This window comes from Candidatus Thermoplasmatota archaeon (assembly GCA_030018475.1).
Lineage (GTDB): Archaea > Thermoplasmatota > JASEFT01 > JASEFT01 > JASEFT01 > JASEFT01.
Window position 1 is genome coordinate 1 of the sequence record JASEFT010000038.1, and the last position, 13,031, is coordinate 13,031.

General features: G+C 36.6%; 14 protein-coding genes. 12 read left to right on the top strand and 2 right to left on the bottom strand.

Annotation, left to right across the window (positions count from 1 at the left end):
* Nucleotides 1-193 (bottom strand): hypothetical protein (locus QMD21_05620; GenBank protein MDI6856242.1); only part of this gene is annotated, 193 nt, incomplete at its 3' end.
* Nucleotides 194-258: 65 nt separating this feature from the next.
* Nucleotides 259-1,134 carry an isoaspartyl peptidase/L-asparaginase gene (locus tag QMD21_05625; GenBank protein ID MDI6856243.1) on the bottom strand — a complete coding sequence of 292 codons (876 nt, stop codon included), beginning with the start codon at nucleotides 1,132-1,134 and terminating at the stop codon, nucleotides 259-261.
* 210 nt (nucleotides 1,135-1,344) lie between these two features.
* On the opposite strand from QMD21_05625, the gene QMD21_05630 reads away from it, so the two are divergent.
* The 12 genes from QMD21_05630 (at nucleotide 1,345) to QMD21_05685 (ending at nucleotide 12,933) form a co-directional block, all read left to right on the top strand.
* The gene (locus QMD21_05630) at nucleotides 1,345-2,424 is read left to right on the top strand and encodes a hypothetical protein (protein ID MDI6856244.1); all 1,080 of its coding nucleotides are present in this window, start codon (nucleotides 1,345-1,347) and stop codon (nucleotides 2,422-2,424) included.
* Between the two features lie 6 nt (nucleotides 2,425-2,430).
* Nucleotides 2,431-3,540: a prephenate dehydratase gene (gene pheA, locus QMD21_05635; GenBank protein MDI6856245.1), complete on the top strand. Its 1,110-nt coding sequence runs from the start codon at nucleotides 2,431-2,433 to the stop codon at nucleotides 3,538-3,540.
* A gap of 4 nt (nucleotides 3,541-3,544) precedes the next feature.
* A complete protein-coding gene (locus tag QMD21_05640) occupies nucleotides 3,545-4,312 on the top strand; it encodes a 2-amino-3,7-dideoxy-D-threo-hept-6-ulosonate synthase (protein ID MDI6856246.1) in 768 nt (255 codons plus the stop codon).
* Nucleotide 4,313: 1 nt separating this feature from the next.
* Nucleotides 4,314-5,336 (top strand): 3-dehydroquinate synthase II, encoded by a 1,023-nt coding sequence (locus tag QMD21_05645; GenBank protein MDI6856247.1) that lies wholly within the window; start codon nucleotides 4,314-4,316, stop codon nucleotides 5,334-5,336.
* Nucleotides 5,333-6,808: a shikimate dehydrogenase gene (gene aroE / locus QMD21_05650; GenBank protein ID MDI6856248.1), complete on the top strand. Its 1,476-nt coding sequence runs from the start codon at nucleotides 5,333-5,335 to the stop codon at nucleotides 6,806-6,808. The genes QMD21_05645 and aroE overlap by 4 nt, the downstream gene beginning before the upstream one ends.
* Nucleotides 6,805-7,671 carry a shikimate kinase gene (locus QMD21_05655; protein ID MDI6856249.1) on the top strand — a complete coding sequence of 289 codons (867 nt, stop codon included), beginning with the start codon at nucleotides 6,805-6,807 and terminating at the stop codon, nucleotides 7,669-7,671. The genes aroE and QMD21_05655 overlap by 4 nt, the downstream gene beginning before the upstream one ends.
* 1 nt (nucleotide 7,672) lies before the next feature.
* Nucleotides 7,673-8,941: a 3-phosphoshikimate 1-carboxyvinyltransferase gene (gene aroA / locus QMD21_05660; GenBank protein MDI6856250.1), complete on the top strand. Its 1,269-nt coding sequence runs from the start codon at nucleotides 7,673-7,675 to the stop codon at nucleotides 8,939-8,941.
* Nucleotides 8,934-10,016: a chorismate synthase gene (gene aroC / locus QMD21_05665; GenBank protein ID MDI6856251.1), complete on the top strand. Its 1,083-nt coding sequence runs from the start codon at nucleotides 8,934-8,936 to the stop codon at nucleotides 10,014-10,016. The genes aroA and aroC overlap by 8 nt, the downstream gene beginning before the upstream one ends.
* Nucleotides 10,017-10,020: 4 nt before the next feature.
* Nucleotides 10,021-10,785 carry a prephenate dehydrogenase gene (locus QMD21_05670; GenBank protein ID MDI6856252.1) on the top strand — a complete coding sequence of 255 codons (765 nt, stop codon included), beginning with the start codon at nucleotides 10,021-10,023 and terminating at the stop codon, nucleotides 10,783-10,785.
* A 4-nt stretch (nucleotides 10,786-10,789) separates the two neighbouring features.
* A complete protein-coding gene (locus tag QMD21_05675) occupies nucleotides 10,790-12,157 on the top strand; it encodes an aspartate kinase (GenBank protein ID MDI6856253.1) in 1,368 nt (455 codons plus the stop codon).
* A gap of 102 nt (nucleotides 12,158-12,259) precedes the next feature.
* Nucleotides 12,260-12,688 (top strand): 4Fe-4S dicluster domain-containing protein, encoded by a 429-nt coding sequence (locus tag QMD21_05680; GenBank protein MDI6856254.1) that lies wholly within the window; start codon nucleotides 12,260-12,262, stop codon nucleotides 12,686-12,688.
* 86 nt (nucleotides 12,689-12,774) lie between these two features.
* Nucleotides 12,775-12,933, top strand: coding sequence for a hypothetical protein (locus tag QMD21_05685; protein MDI6856255.1), 159 nt, complete (start codon nucleotides 12,775-12,777; stop codon nucleotides 12,931-12,933).
* Nucleotides 12,934-13,031: the final 98 nt, after the last annotated feature.

Consider the following 13,031-nt stretch of genomic DNA (forward strand, 5'->3'; position numbering starts at 1 on the left):
ATTTAGATTGCAAACAGCTTAAAGAAGTGATTTTGTAATCTCTCCCAACATTATGCATCCTATCTAAGCGCTGCAAGTGTGGAGTTAGAGACAACTCATCGTTAATAAAGAACTTGTATCTTTTTTTATCGCCGAAACTGTATTTTGCAGCAAGATCAAAAAGCAGTCTAAAGTACTGGAGGAGCAGAGGCAAAGATTAATTGGAGCGAGAGAGAAATACGGCAGTTATATTTCACCGATGCAACTTCAAACTTGATTTTATCTCACTCCACTCTTTATAAAATTCTTGCCCATAGCGGTGCAAGCCATGTTTTCACTGCAAGCCATACCATAACCTTTTTTAGTAACTGCAATTATGCCGGTAGGATATTTTTTCAATAGCTTAACGCCCCATTCGCATGCTTCCTGCGATCCCAGCTCTTCTAACTTATCATAAACAGTTTTTGCAAGTGCATTTCTAATTATTTCTTCACCAACGCCTGTTGTGCACACAGCACCTTTTTTTCCAGCATATATTCCTGCACCTATAACAGCAGAATCGCCTACTCTGCCAGGCAGCATTAAGCTAGTACCTCCTGTAGAGACTGCAGCTGCAAACTCTTTAGAGCTTCTTGCTACAGCACCTACAGTTCCTACAAGAAAGCGAGAATATCTGAAATTCCTCCATTTTTCAGCCCACTTCGGCAAATTGCCGCTTTTTAGCTTCTTCTTTATATCTTCTAGTTTTTTAACTGCTTTTTCAGTTATAGGATTATAGTATTTGAAACCGCACTTCCTTGCAAACTTAGTTGCATGCTCGCCAACCAAGAGCACATGAGGTATTTTTAAAACTTCCGCAGCTACTTTAACTGGGTTTTTTACGTTTTTTATTGCGCCAACTGCGCCGCAAGCACCGTTGCTTAGCATTACAGCAGCATCCATTTCTATTGTTTTACCGTCTAGCCTTAAATTAGAGCCTGTACCTGCATTGAATCTAAAATCGTCTTCAAGAACTATAACAGCTTCAATTACTGCTTTCAATGCGTTATCAGCTCTTTCCAATACCTTAAATCCTTTCTGCGCAGCTTTTTCAGTACCGTCTTTGAACTCGATAGGCGAGCCCGCGCCACCATGACTTATAATTAATGGCTCCACGAAAGTAGAAATGCACAAGGGATTTTAAATAGGTATTGGTATAGCCCGTGCCATAGTTTAGCATCGTTAGATTTAAATATTACTAAATCAATTAAAAAAACTAATGAGTGCAGATTCTAAATCTAGCTTGTGGTTCTTTTTTTATTGAGCTATTACTGCACTCGCCAAACCTAACTTTTTAGAAAAAAATTAAAATTAGGTGATAGAAATATGATTGTAGTTAAAGTTGGGGGCTCCGCACTAAGCGGTGAAAAGATAGATAAAATAGCGAAGTCGCTAATAGAGCAGCAAAATAAAGGCGAGGAGCTTGTGGTAGTAGTCTCTGCGCTAAGCGGTGAAACCGATAGATTACTTGCAATTGCTAGTGAAATAGCCAAGGAAGAGAAATTAAGACCTCAGGATTTAGATGATATTTTGGGCATGGGCGAGAGGCTAGCTTCAAGAGTATTTGTTGCTGCTTTAAGAGCATTAGGTGCTAAGGCTAAAGTAATAGACCCTCAAACAGATGAGTGGTGCATATTCACAGATTCGCAATACAACGAAGCAAATATAATGATTGAAGAAAGCAGAGTAATAGCGAAAAAGAAATTGCTGCCTTTATTGCAGGAAGGTGTTATTCCTGTTGTTTGTGGATTTTTAGGCCTTGCACCAAACGGTACTGTGACGACATTAGGTAGAGGCGGTAGCGATATTACAGCAATGGCTCTTGCAAACATGCTGGAAGCGGAAAGAGTAATAATAGTTAAAGATGTAGAAGGTCTCTTTTCAGCAGACCCTAAAAGAGTTAAAGAGTCTAATTTGCTGAAAACTATTAGTGCTGACGAGCTTAGGATTCTTGCAGCAGCTGGGAGTAGAATAATAAATCCAAAAGCTTTAGAGTACATAACGCCAAAAATGAGATTGAAAATAATAAGTGAAAAATCCAATACTCTTGACGCAGAAGGTACAGAGATTGTTTATAGAAAGAAAGTAGCTGAGAAAGAGTTTTTAAGTCAAATTACATTAATAGGTAGCGAAAAACTAACTGCGCCTGAAAACTTAGAGAAAATAGTGAAAGTTTTAAAATCTGAAAATTTTTCTGTCTATGGTATTTTTGGTAGTAAAGGAGCTTTGGCATTGCTCGTAAAACAAACGCAAGCTGAAAATATTTGTGAGTTATTACATAAATTAATAAAAGGAGATGATAACTTCAAGGCTGTTTCTGTTATGGATGAGAGTGCAAGAGAATTTATAAGAAAAGATATGAAATGGCTTGACTTGTTGAGCCTATTAAAAAAATTCGAAGGATGATAAAAAATGGCAAAGGGAAAAATTGAAGAATATCGCAAAAAGATAGATACAATAGATACTAAAATTTTAGATTTGATAAAGACAAGATGCAAACTAGCTCAAGAGCTTGCGGCGATAAAGTCATCTTTAGGAATTGCTATAATTGATAGAGCTAGAGAGCTTGAAGCGCTAAAAAGAATAAAAAAGCTGGCTGAAGAATCGAAGCTAGATAGCTTTGTAATCGAGCAAATATTTAAAATGCTGCAGTTTTATTCTAAAGAGTTACAAGCAGAGAAGCTGAAGTTAGAAAAAGAAAAGCTTAAAAAAATCGCTGTTTTAGGTCCTAAAGGCTCTAATTCTCAGTTAGCGGCTGAAAAATATACTGAAAATGCAGAGTTAATATTTGCCGAAACTATACCAGACGTTTTCGCGCTTGTTGAGGTCGGCAAAGCTGATTGCGGAATAGTGCCGATAGAGAATTCTTTAGGCGGCGCAGTTGGCACTACTTTAGACCTTTTATGGAAAAGCCATTTGAAAATTTTAAATGAAATAATTATTCCTGTAAGATATGCTCTTGTAGCTAAAAAAGCTCATTGCAACAAGATAGCAAAAATAGCTTCTCACGAGCAAGCTTTGGAGCAATGCAGAGAATATCTAAGATCGAAATTTAGTTCTTGCGAGCTTATTTGCGAGGCAAGCACTTCAAAAGCTGCAGAAAGAGCTAGCAAAGAAGGCATTGCTGCTATTGCCCAGCCTGAAATTACTAAAATTTATGATGACTTAGAAATTTTAGAGAATGATATTCAGGATGTAGAGAACATTACTACAAGGTTCGTTGTTATAGCGCATTCTGATAATTTAAGAACTGGGAACGATAAGACCTCAATAATTTTTTCTACTTTAGACAGACCAGGAGCTCTTTTTGAAGCGCTTGAGATTTTAGCAAAGCTCTATATTAACATGACCCGCTTAGAGTCAAGACCTTCTACTAGAAAGCTTGGAGAATATATATTCTATGTGGATATAGAAGGTCATAGGGATGATGAACTTATAAAAAGAGCTTTTGAGCTATTAGAAGAAAAAACCACATTTCTAAAAATATTAGGCTCTTATCCAAAGGCAAAGGAAGTGAGATAAAAAGATGAGTAGCTTAGGAAAGAAAATAAGGTTAGAGCGCATAATAAATAGAGAGACAAAAAAGACAGTAATAGTGCCTATGGACCATGGTCTTACTTTAGGACCTATAAAAGGCTTGGTAGCAATTAAGGAAACTATAGCTAAAGTTGCTGAGGGTGGTGCAAACGCTGTGATTCTCCATAAAGGTATTGTACAGCTTGGCTATAGAGGCTATGGAAGAGATCTTGGGCTAATAATGCATTTGTCAGGCTCTACATCTTTGGGCTCTCCTAACTATAAAATACAAGTAGCTTATGTAGAAGAAGCTATAAAGCTAGGTGCGGATGCTGTTTCTGTGCATGTGAATATAGGCTCTGAGAGGGAGTTCGAAATGTTGAAAACCCTAGCTGATGTCTCTAAAGAATGCTCTAAATGGGGTATTCCTTTACTTGCAATGATGTACCCAAGAGGTGAGAGAATAAAAAAAGAAAAAGAATTTGATGTAGAACTTGTAAAGCATGCTGCAAGAATTGGTGCTGAGCTCGGTGCAGATATAGTAAAAACAAATTATACAGGTTCTGTAGAAACATTCAAAGAAGTAGTTAAAGGCTGTAACGTACCTGTAATTATTGCAGGAGGTCCTAAAATGGATAATGATGCTCAGGTTTTGGAAATGGTAAAAGGCGCTATTGAAGCAGGCGCTAGCGGCGTGGCAATAGGTAGAAATATTTTTCAGCACAGTAATATAGTCGGAATGACTAAAGCAATTGTAAAATTAGTGCATGGAAAATAAAATGAAAAAAATTATTTGGATAAAAGCTGAAGACATCAAAAAAAAGAAAATATTAACTACAGCTTTAGAAAGCAACTTCTTAGATATTGTGCTCTCTGAGAAGACGGAAAAAAAATTCGAGAAGCTCGGAGTGTTCAATACTATAGTTCTTAAAGGTAATGAGCTGTTCTCAAAAAGCTCTAAAATTGGAGAATATATTAGAATTAAAAGCAATGAAGATTTAGAATACGCAAAAAAGCTTGCAAATAAATTTGAATACTTAGTAATTTCTACAGAAAACTGGAAAGTCATTCCTATTGAGAATCTTATAGCTTATTTTCAAGATACAAACACAAAAATTCTAGCTGAGGCAAGAAATATTGAAGATGCAAAATTATTTCTAGAAACTTTAGAAAAAGGCACTGATGGCGTTTTAGTTAATACTGATAGCGCAAGCGTAATTAAAGATCTCAAAGTGTACATTGAAAAACTATCTGAAATAAAACTAAAACTTGTAAATGCAAAAATAGTGAATATAAAGCCAATAGCTGCTGGAGAGCGCGTGTGCATAGACACATGCAGTCTTTTAAAAGTTGGTGAAGGACTTTTAGTTGGCTCGCAAGCTTCAGCTCTCTTTCTAGTGCACTCAGAAACTCTGAGCTCTGAATATGTAGAGGCAAGGCCTTTTAGGGTAAACGCCGGCTCTTTGCACTCCTATATCCTACTACCGGATGGCAAAACAAAATATCTTTCTGAATTGAGAGCAGGCGACGAAGTGCTTATAGTGAGTTCAGAAGGCAGTGCCAGAGCTGCAACTATAGGTAGAGTGAAGATAGAGACGAGGCCTCTAATTCTTATTGAGGCAGAGCATGCTCGCAAGCGCTATCAAGTAATTTTGCAGAACGCAGAAACTATTCGCCTTGTTTCAGAAGAAGATATTCCTTCAGTTACAGAGCTCGAAAAAGACGATAAAGTTTTGATCTTTTTAAGTGATGGCGCTCGCCATTTCGGTACGTTGGTAAAAGAGACAATTATAGAAAAATGAGCTTAATATGCGCATCTCTGATTGAAAGCGAGATTAATAAAATGATAAACTATGCAAAGCTTGCCGAAAGAAAAGGAGCTCAGATAATTGAGCTGAGATTAGATAAACTAAAAAATATATCTGGGGCTACAATTTCTAAGCTAAGGAAGGAGATAGCTTTGCCAATTATAGCTACAATAAGACCTTTTTACGAAGGCGGCGAATTTAAAAAAAGTGAAAATTTAAGATTAGAGCTCATTAAAAAAATAATTGAAAATAGCTATGATTACTTGGATGTAGAGCTTAGAGCTGCTAGAAAATACAGAGCTATTCTAGAGTACGCAAAGAAGCACAGTGTAAAAACTATTATTTCATATCATGATTTTACTAAAACGCCAGCGAAAGAAGAAATTTATAGCTATATTAATGAATGCTCCAAATTAGGCGATATATCAAAAGTCGCGTTTAGGGCAAAGAGCGCTACAGATAATTTTAAAATTTTAGAAGCTTCTGTTAAGGCTAAGGAAGCAGGTCTAAAATATATTGCTATAGGGATGGGCAAAATTGGAATGCTCACTAGAATTCTAGCGCCTGTGCTAAATCAGCATATAATTTACACAGCGATAGAAGTGGGCAAAGAGGCTGCAGAAGGGCAAATAGCCATTAGTTCTTTACCTCACATAAACTCAGAAACTAGAATTTGCGGGCTTGTAGGTAAAAACATAGCTCATTCACTTTCGCCAGCGCTACATAACGAAGCTTTTGTGTCTCTCAACTTAAATTTTAGATATCTACTTTTCGATATTACAGAAAAAAATCTTCCTAGACTATTTAAAATTCTGAAAGCCTTAAATTTTAGAGGTGTTAATGTGACCTCGCCATTTAAAGAAACTGTTATTCAATATTTAGATCGTGTTGATCAACTAGCTAGTAAAATCAAAGCAGTTAATACTATTTTGAACGAAAAAAATGAGCTTGTAGGCTATAACACAGATTATTATGGAGCTTGCGAAGCTTTAAAAAGAGCTGGAATTAAATTAGCAAACGCAAATACTTTGCTGTTAGGTGCTGGAGGAGCTGCTAGAGCTGTTGCTTATCTACTATCACAAAACAATGCTAAAGTTACTATTGCGAGCAGAACGCTGCGAAGAGCAGAAATAATTGCCAATGATTTTAATATTGATTGCGTTGAGCTCAGCAATTTGAAAAATTTAAACAGAGGATTCGAGCTTATAATAAACGCTACACCAGTATATAATAAACTTATTATTCCTGAAAGATTTGTTAAGAGAGACACTACAGTATTTGAGCTTGTGTACCCCTTAGAAACCAAGCTCACGAGAACTGCAATTCTAAAAGGCGCTAAGGTCATTAATGGACTTGAAATGCTATTATATCAGGGTATAAAAGCATTTGAGCTTTTTACTAATAGGAAAGCGCCTGTAAAAATAATGAAAAAAGCTTTGGGTAAGAGGAAAATATTGAGAAAATGATAGGAAGAGCTTTTTGCTACGGTGCTGCCAGTATCGTTAATGCCATTCCTACAGGCAAAGGCTGTGCGTTCGGTATAAATTTAAGAACGGAAGCTGAAGTAAAATTAACAAATGAAGCTGGTGTTTTTGAGGTCTTCATTAAAAACGATCCTAAAGAGAGTGGTAAGCTAGCTGAAAACTGCGCCCGTTTGGTACTGAAAAAATTCGGTTTAGAAAAAGAGTATGGCGCTAGAATAATAACAAACTCAGAAATACCTATTTCAAAGGGCTTGAAAAGTAGTAGTACAGCTGCAAATGCTGTGGTATTAGCATGCTATAGAGCATTAAATAAAAAATACAACGATTTAGAAATTATCAATTTAGGTGTGGATGCAAGTTTGCTCGCTAAAACTAGTATTACAGGCGCTTTCGACGATGCTTGCGCATCTTATTTAGGAGGAGTTGTTGCTACAGATAACACTAAAAGAAAGATTCTAAAAAGATACAAAATAGATAAAAATTACGATGTGATAATTTACGTACCTAAAAAGAAGATTAAAAAGTCTGAATTAAACTTAAGAAGAGCAAGAAAGCTCTCTAAATTTTCAGAGCTTGCCTTCGAACTTGCGCTAAGAAAAAACTATTCTCTTGCAATGCTAATTAACAGTCTTGCATGGAGCGATTATTTAAAGTTAAGCTCAGAAATTGAATTAGATTCTTTAAAGTTTGGCGCCATAGCAGCTGGCATTAGCGGCACAGGACCTAGCGTTGTTATATTAGCGCCTAAAGATAGAGCTTATGATATTATAGAGATGATTAAAACCAAAGATAAGAATGCAGAAATAATAAAAACAAAACTAAATAACCACAAAAAGGCTTATTGATATGAAATTGCTTAGAGTATCTAAAAGCAGAGTAGAAGGTAGCGTTGCAGCGTCGCCATCTAAAAGTTATACTCATCGCGCTTTTATAATAGGTTTCTTGAGCGGCAAGGCTAAAATTTACAATCCTTTAATTAGCAAAGACACTCAAGCTACACTTAATGCAATTAAATCTTTTGGAGCCGAATTTAAAAAAGCTCGTAATTTCATTACTATAAAAGCTCGGTGTTTGAGCCAGCCTGTAGATATAATTAATGTGGAGAACTCAGGTACAACTTTAAGATTGATGACAGGCGTAGCTTCCCTTCTTGAAGGCACTACTATACTCACAGGAGACGATTCTATTAAAAAAAGGCCTATGCTCCCTTTGCTCAATGCTCTTAATTATTTAGGCGCTTCCTGCTACTCAATTAAAAAAGACGGTACTCCTCCTATTATCGTAAAAGGTAAAATTAAAGGAGGCTCTACGTGTATACGCGGCGATATTAGCTCGCAATTTATATCCTCGCTACTCATTTCTACACCTCTTGCAGAAAAAGATACTAGAATAATTTTAACAACGGATTTAAAGTCAAGACCTTATTTAGATATTACTCTAGAAATACTGAAAAATTTTGGTATTGAAATAGTCATAGAAAAAAATTGTTTTTTAGTTAAAGGCGCGCAAAAATATATTAGTAAAAATTTTGATGTCCCAGGCGATTTTTCATCTGCTTCGTTCCTTTTCACAGCTGCTGCTATTACTAAAGGCAATGTAAAAGTTAAAAATCTAAATTTAGATACTAAACAAGGCGATAAAAAAATATTAGATATTCTGGAAAGGTTTGGCGCTGAAGTTAAAATAGCTGGAGAAGAAATTTCTGTAGAAGGTAAAGAATTAAGAGGTATAGAGCTTGATTGCAAAGAGATACCAGACCTTTTTCCAGTAACTGCTGTTTTAGGCGCTTATGCTAAAGGAGTAACAAAGCTTAAAGGTGCAAAACATCTTCGCTACAAAGAAAGCGATCGTATTTCAGCAATGGCGCAGGCACTTAAAAAAATGCAGTGCAATGTTAAAGAATTAGAAGATGGCATTTTGATAAAAGGCGGTAAAGAATTAAAAGGAGCTAAAATAGACTCTAGAAACGATCATCGTATCCTTATGGCTTGCGCAGTTGCAGCACTTGGTGCAAAAGGTAAAACGCTAATCTCGCACCCAAATTGCTATAAAGTTTCATGTCCCAGCTTTATCAAAGATTTGAAAAAGCTCGGTGCAGAGGTGAGAATTGATTAAAATGAATACCATAGGAGAAATTTTCAAAGTAACTCTGTTTGGCGAAAGCCATGGCTATTGCGTAGGCGTAGTTATAGACAACTGCCCACCAGGACTAAAGCTTGACGAGAAGTACATAGAGAAAGAGCTAGCTAAAAGGAGGCCAAAAGGGCTGATAGGCACAGAAAGAAAGGAAGAAGATAAAGTGAAAATACTATCAGGTATTTTTAAGAACAAGAGCACTGGTGCGCCTATTACTATAATTACTGAGAACAAGGATTTAGATAGCAGCGATTACGAGCTATTGAGAAGAGTTCCACGCCCTGGCCATGCTGATATTACCGCTCACTTAAAATACAGAGGGTTCAACGATTATAGGAGTGGCGGTATGTTCTCAGGACGATTGACAGCTTCGCTGGTAATGGCAGGCGCTGTTGCGAAACAGTTGCTCTCAAGAAAAAGAATTGAAATTTGCGCTCATACCGTGCAGATAGGAAATATTAAGATTGAAAAAAAGCTCCCATTCAACGCACTAAAAAAAGAAGTTGATAAAAACAGAGTGAGATGCGCAGACCAAGAAATTGCTAGAAAGATGGAGAAGGCAATTTTAGAAGCAAAAGCTAGTGGCGATACTTTAGGAGGCATTGTAGAATGCATTGTAGAAAAAGTGCCTATAGGTTTAGGAGAGCCTTTCTTCGATTCTGTTGAAAGCGAAATTGCCAAAATAATATTCTCTATTCCTGGCGTTAAAGGTATAGAATTTGGTAGTGGATTTAAGTGCGCTGAGCTTAAGGGTAGTGAGCATAACGATAAATTTAAAGTTGTAAAAGGTAGAATTCTGACGCTAACTAATAACGCAGGCGGATTGTTGGGAGGATTAACTAATGGTATGCCAATAGTTTTCAGAATTGCATTCAAGCCTCCTTCAAGTATAAAGAAACCTCAGAGCTCTGTGAACTACAAAACTTTAAAAGAAGAGCCTTTAGTAATTAAAGGGAGGCATGATGTTTGCATAGCTCCTAGAGCTTGCGTTGCTGTAGAAGGCTGTACTGCAATAGCTCTTGCAGACCTTTGTCTAAGAGCATTGAAATTTTAATGAAATGAAGAAAGCTCTCGTTATAGGTGGTAAAGGCGGAATGGGCAAATGGCTAGCTAAATTTTTAAGGAGTAAAGGTTACGAGGTTTTTATAAACGATCCTCAGGGCAGAGTGAGGGGCTTTAAATCCATTTCAGGTTTTAAAGATGCTTTGAACTTCAAGCTAATTGCACTAGCTACCCCAATAAGCAATACAAGAGCAATACTTGAAAACATTATAAAAGAAGACGTGAATTCGCTAATATTCGATTTGTGCAGTGTGAAAAGCCCTATAAAAAATCAACTGCTCAAAGGCGCAAGAGAAGGAAAGAAAATTGTTAGCATCCATCCAATGTTCGGCCCGGAGGTAGAGAATTTAAAGAGCAAAAACATATTAGTCTGTGATTGCGGTAATGCACAGGCAGTTAGAGAAATAAAAGGATTGTTTAAAGGCTCAGGCGCGAGAATCTTAGAATTGGATTTGGAGCAGCATGATAAGTTTATGGCTTATGTACTTAGCTTGACCCATGCAGTAAACATAATATTTTATAAAACTTTAACTCAAAGTAGTCTTTTGAAAAGGTTGATAAAAGTTAGCTCTTTAAATTTTGATGCCCAGATCAAACTAGCAACTAAAATAATAGCTCAAGATCCAAAGCTATGCTACGAAATCCAAAGTAACAATCCTTATAGCATCAAAGCTACTAAAGATTTTACTAATTTATTTCATGCACTCCAAAAAATATTAGCTACAAAAGATTTGAAAAAATTTATAAAATTTATGAGGTAAAAAGATGAAAGTACTTAAGTTTGGAGGGGCTTGCTTGAAAGATGCAGAAATGTTTATGAGAACTGCAAGCGTAATCGAGCGCGAAAAAGAAGAGAAAGCAATAGTAATTTCTGCAGTAGAAAATGTGACTGACATGCTTAGAGAGCATTTGAAAAATTTTAATAATATTGACAATATAGATAGTTTAATTCAGAAGCTCAGAGCAATGCATGAAGAAATAATATTGACTGCTATTCAGCCTAAAAAGATTTTAGATAGCCTCATACCAGAGCTCGATGATAAACTAAAAAAATTAGAAAGGTTGCTTTACGGAATAGCTTATACTGAAGAGCTAACGTTAAGAACACAAGATTTGATTTTGAGTTTCGGCGAGCGCTTATCTGCGTGCGTACTTAAAGGTATTTTACAAGCTAGAAATATAGATGCAAAAGTATTCGAAACCGATAGCGTGATAATTACAGATGATGCATTTGGCAGCGCTACAGCACTTTTGCAAGAAAGTGAGGAGAAATTTTCTGAGCTAGTAATACCGAGTATTAAAAACAAACAGTTACCAATACTCACAGGATTTTTTGGCGCTACTAAGGAAGGCTATGTGACAACTTTAGGTAGAGGCGGTAGCGATTACAGCGGTGCAATTGCCGCCTACGCACTTAACGCAAGAGCTGTAGAGCTATGGAAAGATGTTGACGGTTTTATGAGTGCAGACCCTAAAATTGTGAAAAATGCATTTTATCTAGATAGTTTATCTTACGATGAAGCTGCAGAACTTGCTTACTTCGGTGCTGAGATAATTCATCCCCGCACAGTAGAGCCTGTTTCAGAAAAAAACATTCCTATTATAATAAAAAACATATTCAAGCCTGATAAAGAAGGTAGTAGAATAGCAGCAAGCACATTCAAAAAAGGTGAAGTAATAAAAAGTGTGGCTTGCAGAAACGATTTGGGGCTGTTGAAAGTTTATGGTAAGGGTGCTGGCTACAGGCCTGGAACTCTTTCCGAGATTACATCCCATTTAGGTAAGATTTGTATTAACATCTACTCAGCTACAACATCGCAGACATGCGTTTCTTTACTACTACATAAAAACGATTTGAAAAAAGGGTTTGAAATTTTAAACTCTGTAAAAGGTGGTACTATTGAAAAAGTAGAATCTTTAGGCGAAATTGCTTTAATATGCGTTGTCGGTGAAGGTTTAGCGCGAACAAAAGGTCTTGCAGCCAGAATATTCAAAGCGGTAGCGGAGCAGAATATTAACGTAGAGCTAATTTCTGCAGGCGCTTCCACAGTGGCATTCCATTTCACAGTTGCAGTAAAAGATTTGGGAAAGGCGGTTAAAGCAGTGCATAAAGAGTTTTTTGGCAGTGCGTAAATTTAAATACTACTCCACATATCAAGCTGAAGATTCTACAACCTGAAGCTATAAGGGTTAGTTAGAAAATATTTTTAGTTTCCCAATGTTATCTCTAAATTGATGAAAACGCTAGTACCATATCCTGATAAATGCACTGGGTGTAGATACTGCGAACTTATATGCTCTTTAGTAAAAGAGAATTTAATCAATTTAGAGAGAGCGCGAGTAAAAGTTCTAAAGAAAAATATTGCTGTTGATGTCCCAATAGTGTGCACTCACTGCGGCGCTTGTATTGATTCTTGTCCTACAGAAGCGATCTACAAAAAAGGAGATATTGTGCTGATAGATAAAGATAAGTGCGTTGGCTGTGGTGAGTGCGTTGAGACTTGTCCTCTAGGCGTGATTGTTTGGGATAAAAACGAGCTTGCAGATAAATGCGACCTTTGCAATGACGACCCTCAATGTGTTAAGTTCTGTACGGAAGGAGCGCTAAAATTTGAAGAAATAAACGAGAAGCAGTTTGAGAGAATGAGAAGTTTGATAAAATGAAAAAACTAAAATTTGCAGGAATTGTTTTTCTGATTGTGAAAAACAATATATATGAAGAGCAACATAGAATATGATAGGTGATTGGTATGAAAAAATTCGGCTATGTAATCAAAGTTGGAGATAAAGTTGTTTGGGAAGGGTTGAACCCAAAGAAAAAATTCGAGGAGATCAAGAAGAAATACAAAGGTAAGAGAGTTTCGATTGCTTGGAGAACGAAAGAGGACGTCCTAGTATGCCCCATATAGAGTTTCCCTACACTGACGAAGAGAGTGCAATATTTGGTACAGTGAAAAGACCTAGGATTTCCGTTGAGGTCTTTTCTAATCTAAAGAATGATTGGGTG